This is a genomic window from Microvirga antarctica, assembly GCF_017921815.1.
In the GTDB taxonomy this organism is placed as follows: domain Bacteria; phylum Pseudomonadota; class Alphaproteobacteria; order Rhizobiales; family Beijerinckiaceae; genus Microvirga; species Microvirga antarctica.
In genome coordinates, this window is record NZ_JAGEMM010000001.1 from 386,716 (window position 1) to 401,641 (window position 14,926).

12 protein-coding genes and 1 tRNA gene are annotated in these 14,926 nt (G+C 60.7%); 4 read left to right on the top strand and 9 right to left on the bottom strand.

What is annotated here, in order from left to right; translation table 11 throughout:
• The first annotated feature begins 6 nt into the window (after positions 1-6).
• Together J4G32_RS01925 and J4G32_RS01930 are read left to right on the top strand one after the other, a co-directional pair.
• Positions 7-1,110: a CaiB/BaiF CoA transferase family protein gene (locus J4G32_RS01925; protein ID WP_210483594.1), complete on the top strand. Its 1,104-nt coding sequence runs from the start codon at positions 7-9 to the stop codon at positions 1,108-1,110.
• Positions 1,111-1,161: 51 nt separating this feature from the next.
• Entirely contained in the window at positions 1,162-2,037 is an 876-nt protein-coding gene (locus J4G32_RS01930) for an FAS1-like dehydratase domain-containing protein (protein ID WP_246504728.1), read from the top strand.
• Between the two features lie 149 nt (positions 2,038-2,186).
• Here the strand turns inward: J4G32_RS01930 and J4G32_RS01935 are convergent, their stop codons facing one another.
• From J4G32_RS01935 to J4G32_RS01965, 8 genes are all read right to left on the bottom strand, one after another.
• The gene (locus J4G32_RS01935) at positions 2,187-3,803 is read right to left on the bottom strand and encodes an arylsulfatase (RefSeq protein ID WP_246504729.1); all 1,617 of its coding nucleotides are present in this window, start codon (positions 3,801-3,803) and stop codon (positions 2,187-2,189) included.
• A gap of 70 nt (positions 3,804-3,873) precedes the next feature.
• On the bottom strand, positions 3,874-4,890 hold the full coding sequence (locus J4G32_RS01940) for an HAD family hydrolase (protein WP_210483597.1): 1,017 nt from the start codon (positions 4,888-4,890) through the stop codon (positions 3,874-3,876).
• Between the two features lie 174 nt (positions 4,891-5,064).
• Positions 5,065-5,349, bottom strand: a complete 285-nt coding sequence (locus J4G32_RS01945; RefSeq protein WP_210483600.1) for a hypothetical protein — start codon at positions 5,347-5,349, stop codon at positions 5,065-5,067.
• Positions 5,350-5,436: 87 nt separating this feature from the next.
• Positions 5,437-5,949, bottom strand: coding sequence for a hypothetical protein (locus J4G32_RS01950; RefSeq protein WP_210483602.1), 513 nt, complete (start codon positions 5,947-5,949; stop codon positions 5,437-5,439).
• A gap of 83 nt (positions 5,950-6,032) precedes the next feature.
• Positions 6,033-6,221, bottom strand: a complete 189-nt coding sequence (locus tag J4G32_RS22155) for a hypothetical protein (RefSeq protein ID WP_246504730.1) — start codon at positions 6,219-6,221, stop codon at positions 6,033-6,035.
• A 58-nt stretch (positions 6,222-6,279) separates the two neighbouring features.
• On the bottom strand, positions 6,280-8,739 hold the full coding sequence (locus J4G32_RS01955) for a sulfatase-like hydrolase/transferase (RefSeq protein ID WP_210483605.1): 2,460 nt from the start codon (positions 8,737-8,739) through the stop codon (positions 6,280-6,282).
• 113 nt (positions 8,740-8,852) lie between these two features.
• Positions 8,853-9,212 (bottom strand): HdeA/HdeB family chaperone, encoded by a 360-nt coding sequence (locus J4G32_RS01960; protein ID WP_210483608.1) that lies wholly within the window; start codon positions 9,210-9,212, stop codon positions 8,853-8,855.
• A gap of 164 nt (positions 9,213-9,376) precedes the next feature.
• Positions 9,377-11,185, bottom strand: a complete 1,809-nt coding sequence (locus J4G32_RS01965; RefSeq protein WP_210483611.1) for an adenylate cyclase — start codon at positions 11,183-11,185, stop codon at positions 9,377-9,379.
• Positions 11,186-11,329: 144 nt separating this feature from the next.
• Between J4G32_RS01965 and J4G32_RS01970 the strand changes: the two genes are divergently transcribed.
• The gene (locus J4G32_RS01970; RefSeq protein WP_210483614.1) at positions 11,330-11,590 is read left to right on the top strand and encodes a hypothetical protein; all 261 of its coding nucleotides are present in this window, start codon (positions 11,330-11,332) and stop codon (positions 11,588-11,590) included.
• 600 nt (positions 11,591-12,190) lie between these two features.
• On the opposite strand, the gene J4G32_RS01975 is transcribed toward J4G32_RS01970, so the two are convergent.
• Positions 12,191-12,265: transfer RNA gene (locus tag J4G32_RS01975), tRNA-Lys, on the bottom strand.
• Between the two features lie 256 nt (positions 12,266-12,521).
• Between J4G32_RS01975 and J4G32_RS01980 the strand changes: the two genes are divergently transcribed.
• Positions 12,522-14,915 (top strand): transketolase, encoded by a 2,394-nt coding sequence (locus J4G32_RS01980; RefSeq protein ID WP_210483617.1) that lies wholly within the window; start codon positions 12,522-12,524, stop codon positions 14,913-14,915.
• Positions 14,916-14,926 lie beyond the last annotated feature (11 nt).

The window sequence follows — 14,926 nt, forward strand, 5'->3', positions numbered from 1 at the left end:
GTTTAAATGCGGCCACTCAGCGATCTCCTGGTGCTGGATTTTTCGACGCTTCTCCCCGGTCCCATGGCAACGCTTCTGCTCGTCGAGGCCGGCGCGCGGGTCGTCAAGATCGAACCACCGTCTGGTGATGCCATGCGCAGTTATCCGCCGATCTGGGGAAAGGACAGTGCGCTCTTTGCAATGCTCAACCGGGGCAAGGAAAGCCTCGCGCTGGATCTCAAAAGCTCAGATGGCCTCAAGCAGGTGCGCAAGCTCGCAAAAGAGGCGGATGTCCTGGTGGAGCAGTTCCGACCTGGGGTGATGGCAAGGCTTGGACTTGGACCCATTGAGTTAGCGGAATTGAATCCGCGTCTGATTTACTGCTCTATCACGGGCTATGGCCAGACAGGCCCTCGTTCGAACGAAGCGGGCCACGACCTCAATTTCCTCGGCGACACCGGTTATCTTGCTCTTTCGAGCGGCGACATATCGGCGCCTGTTCAACCAGCCGCCCCTATTGGAGACATCGCTGGCGGCTCCTATCCTGCCGTCATCAATATTCTCCTTGCGCTCGAAGAACGACGCCAAACGGGCCGGGGCCGGCATATCGACATCGCTATGAGCGAGAACTTGTTCCCCATGACCTATTGGGCTCTTGCAACGGGATTTGCGACGAACGAGTGGCCGGGCAATGGGACTGATCTCGTGACCGGTTCGTCACCACGGTATCGCGTTTATGCAACGCGCGATCGCAAGGGACTCGTCGTGGCTGCCTTGGAAGAAAAGTTCTGGTCAATCTTTTGCGCTCGGCTCGATCTGGACGTCTCGTTCCGCGATGACTCGGTGGACCCTGCCAGGACCATGGGTGAGATCGCGCGCATCGTCATCGCAGAGGATGCTGAGTTCTGGACAAACCGGTTTTCTGGCGCGGATTGCTGTTGCTCGATCATGTCGGATATTTCACACGCGGTAAGAGATCCGCACTTCGTCAAGAGAGGCGTCTTTGCACACACGGTTGTCAACGAGCGCGGCGACACCATGCCAGCGCTACCCATTCCTATTGATCCCGGATTTCGGCATGAGCCAGATGTTGCACGCAGCGCACCTGCATTGCGTCGCGCGCTTGACTGATCGACACCTGCCTCTCACCGAACTGCCAAAGACGGCAAGGAGTCTTGCATTTTGCTGGATCAAACTGTTATCGGCGCTGCGGATAAAGACGTCGTAATTTCCGTTGACCCAAGCCATCTCAGTGCGTACGCAGAGGCAATCGGGGAGACAAACTCCGTATACTTTTCGAAGCAGTCCGCCTTGAAGGCCGGCTATCCCGATATCCTGATCCCCCTGACGTACTATTTCTCGCTCGGATTATTGCGCGAGAGACCGCTGGGATTTTTGGAAGATCGAAGCGTCGATCTCAAAAAAATCCTGCATGGAGAGCAATCATTCCGCTACACTCGCCTCGCTTTCGCAGGCGAAAGCCTGATGGTTTCACGCCGTGTTGGGGACTTCTATCGAAGAAAAAGTGGAGAACTGCTGTTTATCGTGGTGGAGACGAGAATCTGTGACGCCTCGGGCGACCTCGTTGCAACTTCCAGCGAAACCTTGGTTTTGCCGAGGCACCCACCGATAGAAAAGTCAGTCGCCCGCGAGCCGATTGTTCACCAGAAAGTTGATCCGGGTGGATTACATCCGCTACGACCTGGCGTCGTCACGAAAGCGCTCCTGAGACGGTTCGCTCACGCATCGGGCGATCAGAACCCAGTCCATACCGATCGGCTGGTGGCCAGGGCCGCTGGCTACGATGATGTGTTTGCGCACGGCATGCTCTCAATGGCTTGGCTCGGGCGTCTCCTTACCGATGCAACCCGACAAGAAAACGTGCACTCGTTTACCGCTCGGTTTTCTCGACGGATGCCCCTTCATGCGAGACCGATTTGCAACGGCCTGCTCCGGAAACATGACGCCCCTTCGGGCGATCATGAATTCGACCTCAGCATTCAATTGTACTCAGGACAACCGATCGCAACTGGGGCAGCAGCCGTCGCCCGTTCTTGAGATGGACCGTCCATCGGCTTGACCAGAACTCATGCCTCTGGACCGACCGTGTCTTTCACTGCTTCCAGCGTCCACAAGCCAAGGGAAAGAGTCGGATCGGCATCAGCCGGCCAAGCAGCAGCAATTCGCCAACCGACCCCAAGCAGGTATTATTGTCCCCCGCCGCTTGCGCCCCGTTGAACGGCCTCAAGCGCCTTCTCGATGCTGAGCGAGCCGCCGACCTGGCTCGGCGGATAGTCTTTGAACGTCTGGAGAAACTCGCCAACGAGGGTCACGGCCGGGACCATGGTCCAGAGTTTTTCTCCCCACCATCGGCCGTACAACATCGACTCGCTCTGATAACGCTCCCACGGATCTTGGCGAAGGTTGGTAACCAGGGGAAGGTTCGTCGTTTCCTCGGTGCCGGTGAACAGGTTGCCCTTGATGGTCTTGAAGCTCAGCTTCCAGTCATTGTAGCGGATGGCCGTGAGGTCGCCGTTATCCGTGAAGTAGAAGAATTCTTTCCGCGGGCCCTCGTTGGCGTCGCCTTTCAAAAAAGGCATAAAATTGTAGCCGTCGAGATGCGTCTTGAAGATCTTCTCTCCCACCTTCAGGCCGGTCAGAAGCTTCGCCTTGACGTCGGGTTCCCCGGCTGCTGCCAGGAGTGTCGGCAGGAAGTCCTCGCCGGCGATCGTATCATTGATGATGCGACCTGGCTTGATGGTCCCCGGCCACTTTGCCACCATGGGCACGCGGAAGCCGCCTTCGTAGGTCGTGCCCTTCTCGCCGCGGAACGGTGAATTACCGCCGTCGGGCCAGGAAAACGTCTCGGCTCCGTTGTCGCTGGTAAACACCACAATGGTGTTGTCGGCGATACCGGCGTCATCCAGCTTCTTCAGGATCGACCCGACGGCTGCGTCCAGTTCCATGATCGCGTCGGCATAGAGGCCGTAGCCGCTCTTGTCCTGCCATTTTGGCCCGAGATGCGTCCAGACGTGCGTCCGGGTCGTATTGTGCCAGAGGAAAAATGGCTTGTTGGCCTTGACCGAACGGTCAATGAAATCGACCGACCGGCGAACAAGTTCGTCGTCGACGTCCTCCATGTTGAACTTCGCCTTCGGGTCCATATTCGGATGCGGCGGCAATGGACCAGCGTCAACGATGACCTGTTTGCCAACCTTGCCCCAGCGTGGATCCGTCGTCGGATCGTCTACGGTCGTAGCCTTGGTATCAATGATATTGCGCGGGCCAAAATTGGCGAGAAATTGCGGACTCTTCGGGTACTGAGGGTCGTACGGCTCTTCCATGGCGTTGAGATGGTAGAGGATGCCGTAGAATTCATCGAAGCCGTGGACCGTCGGAAGGTACTCGTTGCGGTCGCCAAGATGGTTCTTACCGATCTGCGCCGTTGCGTAGCCGTGAGGTTTGAGCAGTTCCGCGATCGTCGGGTCTTTGTCCTGCAACCCCTGCTTGGCTGCTGGCATTCCTACCTTCAGCAGCCCGGTGCGGAAGGGACTCTGTCCGAGAATGAATGCAGCGCGCCCTGGGGTGCAGGATTGCTGGGCGTAGTAGTCGGTGAAGAGCGCACCTTCGCTGGCAATGCGGTCGATGTTGGGTGTGCGTCCCCCCATCATGCCTCGATGATAGGCGCTGACGTTCCAGATGCCGACATCATCCGCCATGATGACCACGATATTCGGCTTGGCTGACGTTTGGGCCGACGCTGCGCTGCTCAGCGTCAGTGGCAACGCCACGGCTGCGGCCATCAAAAGCTTGGCTTTGATCATATTGTACCCTTGTGGTCTGTTATCGGGAGGATGGCCGGATGATCGATGTCGATACCGATTCTAGGCTTCCTCAGTTTGCCGGAGGGAAAATCACCTTCCAGTCGCTCTTCATATCGACGATGGTCCAGCCTTTGGCAGCCGCCTCGTCCCACGCCTTGTCGAGCTTGCCGATCAGCGATTTGCGATCGTAGGCCCATTCGCGCACCGCGTCGGTATGATGCACGAGGGCGGCGAAACGTGGTCCCTCGCCGGCCATGGTCCATTCCAGCATCTGTTGGTCACCGTCGGAATTTCCGAACGCAAAAATCGGCCGCCGTCCGATGAAGCGGTTAATGCCGACCGGCTTTCCGGGACCATCGTCGATGAAGTCGATCTTCATCTCCTTCACCAGTTCGGGCTTCCCGTCGTCACCCTTTTGAAACTTGACGACGCCCGATGAGCCAACGACCTGTTCGGGCGGGATGCCATAGCTGCTTTCCGCGAAGACGCGCATGAATTCGACCCCACCACCCGAGGCGATGAAAGTCTTGAATCCAGTGGCCCGGAGGTAAGCCAGCAGCTCGAGCTGCGGCTGGTAGACCATCTGGGTGTAGGGCACCTTCTTGGTCGGATGCCGGGCCGTTGCGAGCCAGTCGGCGACGGTCTTGTTGAACGCGTCAGTCGTCATCCCGCTATGGGAGATGGCCACAATCTCCTCCAGGCCCTTCTTGCCCGACGCCATGACCTTCTTCATGTCGCCGGCGAGGACGGACTGGAAAGGCTCCTTCTTGGCCCATTCCGGATGCTGTGGCGCCAGGCGCTTCACTTCCTCCAGTGCGTAGATCAGCTGGAAGTACAGGGGCTGCTCGGCCCACAACGTGCCGTCATTGTCGAAGGTCGCAATCCGCTTCTCCGGAGCAACGAAGTCTGGCCCGCCTTCCTTTGTCACCTTGGCGACGAAGTCGAGGATCGACGTTTTTGTGGGTCCGTCGTTCCAAGAGGGCAGCGGGTCGGATTGGGCGGAGGCAGGCACGGCCGCGGCCAGAAAGAAGCTTCCGGCAACCAGGAGGCGCCTGATTGATGGCCGAGTGAACAGCCTTGTGAACATAGTGACACCTTTACGACGTGGTCGTCGGCAGACACCGGACAGCCTGAAGCTGCTGGCTAGCGTGGATTCCCTGTAGGGGGCGCCTTCAGACTCGTCTCGACACGTCATATTCGAGGACCGCACGGTAGGCCCATCGAATCAGCTGGCGCTCCGAACCAACACGTTCCGCACGACCTAGAAGTCGTCACCCGAACTCCGGCAGCGATAGCCGATGAAGCACTGAGGGTTATTGGAACTCGGCACCCAGGCGGGCTCCGGGAACTGATCAACAAGGCACTCCGCCCCGCTTTTGACGAACCGCGCATAGGTGTTGGGGCCGGTATCGAGGACCACGGCACCCTCTTTCATGACCATCTGTCGATTGGCCGAGCAGGGACGGGTCGAGGTCGGTGGGCCGACCTGTGCCAGGGCGGCTGTCGACAGTGTCACCAATGCAAAGCCGGCAAGAACGTATCTCATCTCCAACTCCTTTTTATTTCGAGGCATGTACGACGATTCAAGGGGAGCAGTGGCCGAACCAATCGTTGGCTCGCCACCACCCTTTCGCTACTTGTTCATCTCGATGAGGACTTCGTCCTTGCCGAGGCTCAGGGTCATGCCCTCGCTCGTGCCGACGAGGTGCATGATGACGCCGGCCTTGTTCCCAAGCCAGAGTTCGCTACGGCCGCTCGTCTCAAGGCCGATGGGACCGGTTCCCTCAACCCAGATTCCGTCGAATTCAGACAGGCTGTTGAGGTCGTAGATTTCGCCGGAAACCTGTCGCTTGGAAACGCTGCCGGGTCCGATGACGGTGCCCGCGAGCCGGAACGGATAGGTCTTCCCCTTGAAGGCGAGGACGCCCTTGCCGACGCCGGCACCGCCGACGAAGACTTCAGTGAGGGTCACCTTTCCGGACGGCTTCTCATTCGCGATGCTCAGCTGCGTCGGGGCCTTGATGGGGATCGGGCTTTCCGATGTCAGGGAGGCGCAGCCTGCCACGGACAGCGCCAGAGCGATGGCCAAGGCCGGCGCCGAGCGGGAAAGCGAGACATCCTGCATCATCTTCCGAAAGGTATTCACGTCAATCTCCGTCGTGGTCGTCTGGCTGGCGTTTGCGGCGACGCACCGCCGCTCGATGCGATAGGATCTCGATCGTCGCGGTCTCAATACCGGCGGCGAGCGGGAGCAACCACCACCGCTCTGCGCGCTGGTACACGGCGTACGGCCACTGCGCCATGAGGTCCGACGCATCCCGCCCTGACCACGCCGCGGGCACAGACCACGGCGCTGGCTTCGGTCGGCAAAAGTGCGGCGGTGAACAGAAGCCCGAGAGCGAGTATGGCGTATTTCATGATGGTCTCCTGACGTTGAAAGGACGTCGGCATGGGTGGAATGGGGCAGCCTTCAGCTTTAGTCCTTCTTCTTGACCGCGTCTTTCATCTTGTCCTCGTCGGTCGCCGCAAGCTGCCACGGGCCGAGATTGATGGTGAGCTTGGAGATCTTGCCGTCGAAGGCGAACGGCAGCTGATAATCCTTGCCGTTGATCTCGGTGCGCAGATCCGTGCCGATGTCGAACGTCTCGTCGGAGACTTGCAGGAAGGCGATCGAGTTCGCCTGCTTGGCGGTCGCCACGACCTTGCCGTCGACCTTCAACACGCCGGTCCCGCCCTTCGCAATGCCAGGCCCGTCATAGGTGTAGTCGAACACCAGCGTGTGCTTGCCAGCTGAAAGGACATCCGGGCCCTCCCACCGATACTGCGCCAGTGTCAGCATGTTGTAGTTGAAGACCGGTTTTCCCTTCAGCAGATAGAACCCCCATCCGCCCCAGCGGCCGCCCAAAGTCGCGATCATGCCGTTGCCGCCCGAGGCTGGCACGTCGATCTCGGCCGTGATGGTGTAGTTCTTGCCGAGAATGTTTGGAGCGTTGGCCACGGGGATGCCGGGGTTGATGCCCGTATAGGTGAACTCGGTCCGGCCCGCTGTGGTACTCGGCCGGGGCTCGACAGCTCGGGCGAAGGAGCGGTTGTCGAGCGGCAGCACGTTGTATTTTGTCGCTTCCTGCAGCCAGATCGCCTGCATCTCCTTCAGCTTCTCCGGCATTTTGGCGGCGAGGTCATTGGCCTGGGAATAATCCTCGGCGAGGTTGTACAGCTCCCATTTGTAATCAACCGGAGACGGAAGCGGCGCGTTCAGGATCCACGGCCCGTGCGGGGGCGTCGTGTTGGCGTACCAGCCGTCGTGATAGATGCCGCGGTTGGCGATCATCTCGAAATATTGCGTCTTGTGCGTGGTGGGCGCGGCCGCATTGGCCTTGTCGAAGGTGTACAGCATGCTGACACCTTCGATCGGCTTCTGCTTGATCCCGTCGACGAACTCCGGCGCCTTGATGCCGGTGGCTTCGAGGATCGTCGGCACGATGTCGATGATGTGGTGGAACTGATGGCGGATGCCGCCGGGATCACCGATGTGACCGGGCCACGACATCGCCATGCCCTGGCGCGTCCCGCCAAAGTGCGAGGCGATCTGCTTGGTGTATTTGAACGGTGTGTCGAATGCCCACGACCAGCCTACCGCCATGTGCGGGTAGGTCTCGGCTGATCCCCACGCATCGTAGGACTTGAGCTGGTCGGCGATCGGGATGTCGAGGATGCCGTTGTAGGCCGTCCACTGGTTCGGCGTGCCGACCAACGTGCCCTCGGGGCTCGTGCCGTTATCGCCGACGATGTAGATGATCAGGGTGTTGTCGAGGTCCCCCATATCCTGGACCTGCTGGATGACGCGGCCGATCTCGTTGTCGGTATAAGCCGCGTAGCCGGCGAACACTTCCGCCTGCCGCGCAAACAGCTTCTTCTCGTCGGCCGAGAGGGTGTCCCATTTCGGCAGGCTGTCGGGCCATTCGGTCAGCTGCGCATTAGCCGGAACGACGCCCAGGCGCTTCTGGTTCGCGAAAACCTGGTCGCGCATGGCGTTCCAGCCCATGTCGAACTCGCCGCGGAACTTGTCGATCCATTCCTTCTTCGGCTGGTGCGGCGAGTGAGTGCCTCCCGGCACGTAATAAACCATCCACGGCGAGTCGGGCGCTGATGCCTTCATGCCCTGCATGTAGCTGATGGCCTTGTCGGCGGTATCAGTGGTCAGGTTGTAATCTGGCTTCCCGATCCAGGGAAACACCTGCCGATTGTTCTCGAACAGATACGGGGTCCATTGGTCGGTCTCGCCGCCCATGAAGCCATAGTAGTAGTCGAAGCCCATACCAGAAGGCCACTGATCGAAGGGTCCGGCGACGCTGTACTGGAAGTCAGGCGTGTTGTGGTCTTTGCCGAACCAAGACGTGGCGTAGCCATTGTCCTTTAGGACGCGCCCGATGGTGGCGTCCTCGGGGCCGATGATGGAATCGTAGCCCGGGAACCCTGTCGACAGTTCGGTGATGACGCCGAAGCCGCCGGAATGGTGATTGCGTCCCGTGATGAGCGCGGCGCGCGAGGGCGAGCACAATGCCGTCGAGTTGAATTCGGTGAACCGCAAGCCCGTGCTGGCGACGCGGTCTAGTGCAGGGGTCGGAATGACACCCCCGAAAGTGCCGCTGACGCCGTAACCCTGGTCATCGGTCATGATCAGGAGGATGTTCGGAGCGCCCTTCGGTGGCACGATGCGCGGCGGCCACCAGGTCTTCGAACCTTCGAGCGTCTCCTTGATGACACCGCCGAAGGGCGGTGATGGCACCGGGAGTTGATTGCCCGGAACGGTGATGGTCGCGCTGGGCTGGCCCAGGACGCCGTTGACCTGCTGGGCCATGACGGGCGTGCCGATGGTCGTGGTCGCGAGCAACATTGTCGCGATGGCACTCAATTTGAACGTCTTCTCAGCCATGGGCCTATCCCTTGCTCTGCCGGCCACCCCAATGGGCGCTGCGCGGACATCTGCGCGTGTCGTGGGGGTTCCTCGCGGCCATGGCCGCGAGGGAAACTTCGCGACGGCGAAGGCTATTTGAGTTCGATGCCGAGCTTTGCCCGTTCGTCCTTGAACACGACGGCGAGGCCCTCGATGATCTTCTTGCCGGGATTGGCTTTGCAGTAGACGATGAGCTCATGCTCGGTCTCGCGGCCCTTCTTGAAGTCGAGGAAGTGCTTCTTGGCGAGGCCGTTATACCAACCGCTGTACCAGCTTGAGAGCGCATCGGCGTCTTCCTGGAAAGTGCCGGCGAGTTGCGCGCAGGTGAGCGCCTGTACGTCGATGAAGCCTTTGGCATCGGCATAGCTCGACAGCGAGACCGGCGCCTGGGCGCTTGCCGGGACAGAACCGATCGCCGCAAGAGCAGCCGCGAGAATGATAGTTTTGAACATTGTCCGATTCCTTGTCGTCGGGTTCAGGTGTCCGACGCTACGGCATCGTCACTATCTGCTGAACGGCCGTAGCGGGACGTAGCATCCTGTAGTCTCTGTAGTGGAGGTGACGTAGGTGACGGCCCAAACATCTGGAAGAAATCGGTTATTCGCGAAGTGGCCTTCTACGGTGCCGAGGTGAGGACGTTCTTTCCCATCACCGGAAAGCCGGCCTTGATAGCCCCATCAGCCAGCCTTTGGCGGTCTTGGGGCGAGATCCCACGCACGGAAAGCTGCATGTCCAGGTCGTCGAAGAACCGGGGTTGCATCGACAGGAAGGCAGCCTTTGCTGCCACTGTTTCGGCCTTCATGCCCTTATCGGCATAAATGATGGCGGCCACCGCCTGATAAAGAGCAAACCGCTGGAGGTCGGCCTTGCGCACAAGATCGACCGCGCGATCCGTGTCGCCCTGCATGTAGGCTGCCAGCGCCAGCATGCCCTTGTAGAAGCCAGCATTGCCTGAATTCAGGATGAGAGCACGCTCAAGGAGGGTGGTTCCGCGCTCCCAGTCTCCCGACATGGCAATGCGGCTGCCGTATTCCCCGAGAAGCTCCGAGTCGTTCGGATTAAGCGTCAGCGCACGCTCGCCAATGCGCCGTCCCTCATTGGGTTGCCCTGTAAAGAACAGCATCGTCATCTGCGCCTGAATGGCACGCGCGTTGTCGGGATCGAGCTGTGCTGCGGTCTCGGCTGCAGTAAGAGCCCGCCGCGTGGGCGCCGGTTCGCCAGCCCTAGGATTGAAGCCGAAACGCATCTCGTCGAGGTAGAGGTAGGATAGCATCGCCCAGGCGGTAGCGTAGTCGGGATAGCGGGCGACCGCCTGCTCGAGGCAAGACCGGACTCCGGCATGCGCCGTTGCGCTCAACTCATTGCGATAGGCATAAAAGCGTAGCGTGCAGCTGTACGCCTCGATATCCGCCGTGGTCTTGCGCTCGGCGCGCCGGGTGTCGGCGCGGAAGATGATGCCATAGGGCTGCGCCACCGCGCTCGCGATCTTCTCGGCGACATCCTGTTCGATGGTGAGGATGTCCTGCGTGCGAAGATCATCATCGTAGGTCTGCGACCATAAGATGACGCTGGTCTCCAGGTCGATCAAGCGAGCAGTAACCCGCAATCGATTGTTGCCGACGAGCCGCAAGGATCCTTCGACAGCAAAGCGCGCCCCGAAGTCCCGCTGCAGCCGTGCCGGATCGACGATCGGGGAGATGCGAGCCGTCGTCTCGCGCCCCGGAATTGTCAGCTCCTTGAAGCGGGCCAGCTGCGCAATGATCTCCTCGGTCAAACCGGCAGCGTAGAGCTTGGTATCGGGTCCCTCGCCGAGATCGACAAACGGAGCGACCGCGACCGCCGGTCCGGTAGGCGAGGACGCAATCTCGTCACGCGCGGAAAACCGCGAACTGCCGCGCGCCAGGTAGGCTGCCACACTGAAAACGGCGACGAGGAGCACCACGACGGCGGCAATACGGGCCCACTTGCTGCGAGGAGATACCGGGCTGACGGGCCCAATCTGAGGGGCTTGCACCGAAGACAGTTGCGGTTCTGGCGCGATTTCCGCGATGACCGATGTCGCATGTCGAACGTCAAAAGTCGGGACGTAACCGCCTTTGGGAATGTTGATCAGAACGGTGTCACTGTGACCGGCCAACAAGTAGTAACGTTCGAGCGCCCGGCGTAGGCGCCCCGCTTCGATCCGCACCACCGGATCATTTTGGGCGTCAAACGAGGCATCGCGGCCGAAGACCTCCGTGGCGATCGAATAGGCCTTGAGTCGATCGGCACGGCCCTCGAGCGCCTCTGTGATGACGTAACGAAGAAACTGCCTGGCCCTCTCGGGCACTTTGAAATCCGGGCTTGCGTCGATCCGCGCCAGCTGCGCCTCGATCTCAAGCCGAGTTGCGTGAGGCCCCTCGGAAACGTCTGGCGTTGGTCGCATCGCTTCCTCCGTTCTACGACCGCCGGCGAACGAACGGAGGGAACGTTACCTACAGTAACATACGTCAAACCTCCCAATCCACCTGCTACACAATTCACCAAGGCGGGGAATCGGGGCTTTCGCCCGGGTTCCTGAGGATGATCAATGGACCAGGGCCTTGCCGCTGTCGTGCAGCATCTACCGCACCGCCGAAGAGCCATTATGGAGCTTGCCATGCGAAGCGAAAGCTTCCGCTCCTTATGCGCCGACGTGGTCGACGCCGAAAGGGCGCTGCAACGCTGGAAGCAAACCGATACTCCAATCAGCCGTGCACGAAGTGACGAGTACATGGCCCTCATAGAAGGTCTGCTCAACGAGGTCGAACTCGCCCTCGCGACCGATATTCAAGCCGACCTTAAACCTTGAGTCCGTGCAGCCGTCCCGCTCGTTTCTTTCCCCAGCCCGAACAAATGCGATTGGAGCGACCGGCAAAAGACGCAATCGGTTGCAGAAGATTTGGTGCCGCGAGAGGGATTTGAATCCTGCCACCCCTCGTTGCTGATCATTAAGCGAACCGTCGAAGCCTGACCGAGAGGGCTCAGACATCCCCCATCTGCGCGGTGGCTATTTGGCCACCGACCGACCGATCTCCCGGCGAGATTTAAGAATGACGAAGGGAGACGGGATCTTAAGCCGAACCTTCCACCAATTTTGGAGACGAGCGTGGCAGCCGGCTTTCGGCAAGGACATCAGGCCGGTGAGAGCGCTCGAACCCCTGCAACGCGATCTCCGATGCAGCGAGAGACCGATGGCCACGGTTGCGTCGCGCTCGATCGAGCATCCCCCGGGCGATCACGCAGACCAGCAATCCGGCTGAAGGGGCGGAATGAGAAGATTAAATTGCGACGCCGAGTTCCGCCAGACCGAGAGGCAAGCGTGGAGGCCATTTGGATTCGCTTGGATGCCTATTCGCCACCGACACCCCAAAGGGGGCGGCCAATCACCACCTAAGCCTATAGAAAGGCTTGGTGAGCGCGGATGGGATCGAACCATCGACCCGCTGATTAAAAGTCAGCTGCTCTACCACTGAGCTACGCGCCCATCTTGGGCGAGGCGGCGGTCACAAATCCGCCTCGAACTCCGCTAAGTCACTGGAAACCGTCATTCTTTCAAGAGCGGAAGAACGCGGTTAAGCCAGAGATTCAGCACGCGGGACGATGTCCCGCGGGAAGTGAGCCCGAAATAGGGGCTATCGGGTGGCGGGTCAATCGAAAAGGCCTAAGATGGCGCTCTAAATCGATCCCAGCGGAGGAGCGTTTCTCCGCGTCCGGTTCCTCCCTTCAGGTTGAGCAGTTTGATGTCCGATTCCCGTTTGGTGTACCTCGCCGAGTTCGAACGCAAGATCCGCTGGCTCGCCAGTTGGACGATTCACAATGCCAATCATGTCAGGCCGAACTCGGACGGCATGAAGGTGGGCGGCCACCAGGCGTCATCCGCCTCCCTGTCCACGATCATGACCGCCCTGTACCTGGCGGTGCTCAAGCCGCAGGACAGGGTCGCGGTCAAGCCTCACGCCAGTCCCATTTTTCACGCCATCCAGTACCTTCTCGGCCATCAAACCCGCGAGAAACTCGAAAATTTCCGCTCCTATAAGGGCGCGCAATCCTATCCGTCCCGCACCAAGGACATCGACGACGTGGATTTCTCGACCGGATCGGTCGGCCTCGGCGTCGCCCAAACCCTGTTCGCCAGCCTCGTGCAGGATTACGTGAAGGCGCATGACTGGGCCGCGGACCTGCCGGAAGGCCGCATGATCGCGCTGCTGGGCGACGCGGAGATGGACGAGGGCAACATCTTCGAGGCGCTTCTCGAGGGCTGGAAGCAGGGCGTGCGCAACACGTGGTGGATCATCGACTACAACCGCCAGAGCCTCGACGCGGTGGTCCGGGAGGGCCTGTTCGACCGTTTCGAATCGATCTTCCGCTCTTTCGGGTGGGATGTGGTCGTGCTCAAGCATGGCACCCTGATGGAGGAAGCCTTCGCCGAGCCCGGCGGTGACAAGCTTCGGACTTGGATCGACACCTGTCCGAACCAGCTTTATTCCGCCCTCACCTTCCAGGGTGGCGCGGCCTGGCGCAAACGCCTGCTCGATGACCTGGGCGACCAGGGCGATGTGACACGACTGATCGAGAAGCGCTCCGACGAGGCGCTGGCCCGGCTCATGTCCAATCTCGGCGGTCACGACCTCCCGAGCCTGCTCAAAGCCTTCGAGTCGATCGACCACGATCGCCCGACCGTCTTCATCGCCTACACGATCAAGGGGTTCGGCCTGCCGCTCGCCGGCCACAAGGACAATCATGCGGGGCTCTTGACCCCCACGCAGATGGACGGTTATCGCGGCTCGGCCAAGGTCCGGCCCGGACACGAATGGGAGCCCTTTGAGGGCCTCGATCTGCCGGCCGCTGATCTCGCGCAGTTCCTGAAATCGGTGCCCTTCAACGCGCGCGGCACGCGGCGCTACCAAGCCCCGAAAATCGACGTCCCTGCTGCCTTGAAGACGCCCACTCAGCCGGTGATGTCGACACAGCAGGGTTTCGGGCTCATCCTCCATGAACTGGCCCGATCGAGCGAACCCCTCGCCGATCGTATCGTCACCACGGCGCCGGACGTCACCGTGTCGACGAATCTCGGCGCCTGGGTGAACCGTCGCGGATTGTTTGCCCGCGACGAGATGAAGGACCTCTTCAAGTCTGAGCGGATTCCCTCGACGTTCACCTGGGATTTCGGGCCGACAGGACAGCACATGGAACTCGGCATCGCCGAGATGAACCTGTTCATTCTTCTCTCGGCGCTGGGCCTGTCCCATTCCCTGTTCGGCGAGCGGCTCCTGCCCATCGGCACCCTCTACGACCCGTTCATTTCACGCGGGCTCGATGCGCTCAATTACGCCTGCTACCAGGATGCGCGCTTCATCGTCGTGGCAACGCCCTCGGGCGTGACCCTGGCGCCGGAGGGCGGCGCGCACCAATCCATTGGCACGCCGCTGATCGGCCTCGCGCAGGACGGACTGGCCTCGTTCGAACCTGCCTTCGTGGACGAATTGTCGGTGATCCTGCGCTGGGCGTTCGATTACCTCCAGCGCGACGGCGACGGAGAAGCCAATGAGCGGACCTGGCTGCGTGACGAAACCGGAGGCTCGGTCTATCTCCGGCTTTCGACACGCAGCATCGATCAGCCGCAACGGGAGATGACGCCGGCTCTGGAGTCCGACATCGTGGACGGGGCCTATTGGCTGCGGCGTCCAGGCCCGAACGCGCAGGTGGTGGTGGCCTTTACTGGCGCCGTCGCCCCCGAGGCCATTGAGGCGGTGGGACTGATGGCGGAGGATCGGCGCGATATCGGGCTGCTCGCCATCACGTCGGCGGACCGGCTGAACGCAGGATGGACAGCGGCCCAGCGTGCCCGTGAGCGCGGCCTCGTTCATGCCCGCAGCCATATCGAGCGGCTTCTTGGCGAACTGCAGCCCCATTGCGGCCTGGTGACGGTCATCGACGGCCATCCGGCGACGCTCGCCTGGCTTGGGTCCGTCATGGGTCACCGCACCCGCTCCCTCGGCGTCGAGCATTTCGGCCAGACCGGCACGGTGAAGGAGCTGTACCGCCATTTCGGCATCGACGCGCAGGGTATCATTGCGGCTGCCGAGATGATCGCTCCGGGGCGGCCAATCCGGCACCTCAAGGCGCTGGGTTGACATCAGACCGG

Coding starts and splice junctions, on each gene's coding strand:
- J4G32_RS01925 (WP_210483594.1), top strand. CDS start 7: ATGCGGCCACTCAGCGATCTCCTGGTGCTGGATTTTTCGACGCTTCTC.
- J4G32_RS01935 (WP_246504729.1), bottom strand. CDS start 3,803: ATGATCAAAGCCAAGCTTTTGATGGCCGCAGCCGTGGCGTTGCCACTG.
- J4G32_RS01940 (WP_210483597.1), bottom strand. CDS start 4,890: ATGTTCACAAGGCTGTTCACTCGGCCATCAATCAGGCGCCTCCTGGTT.
- J4G32_RS01945 (WP_210483600.1), bottom strand. CDS start 5,349: ATGAGATACGTTCTTGCCGGCTTTGCATTGGTGACACTGTCGACAGCC.
- J4G32_RS22155 (WP_246504730.1), bottom strand. CDS start 6,221: ATGAAATACGCCATACTCGCTCTCGGGCTTCTGTTCACCGCCGCACTT.
- J4G32_RS01955 (WP_210483605.1), bottom strand. CDS start 8,739: ATGGCTGAGAAGACGTTCAAATTGAGTGCCATCGCGACAATGTTGCTC.
- J4G32_RS01960 (WP_210483608.1), bottom strand. CDS start 9,212: ATGTTCAAAACTATCATTCTCGCGGCTGCTCTTGCGGCGATCGGTTCT.
- J4G32_RS01965 (WP_210483611.1), bottom strand. CDS start 11,185: ATGCGACCAACGCCAGACGTTTCCGAGGGGCCTCACGCAACTCGGCTT.
- J4G32_RS01970 (WP_210483614.1), top strand. CDS start 11,330: ATGGACCAGGGCCTTGCCGCTGTCGTGCAGCATCTACCGCACCGCCGA.
- J4G32_RS01980 (WP_210483617.1), top strand. CDS start 12,522: ATGTCCGATTCCCGTTTGGTGTACCTCGCCGAGTTCGAACGCAAGATC.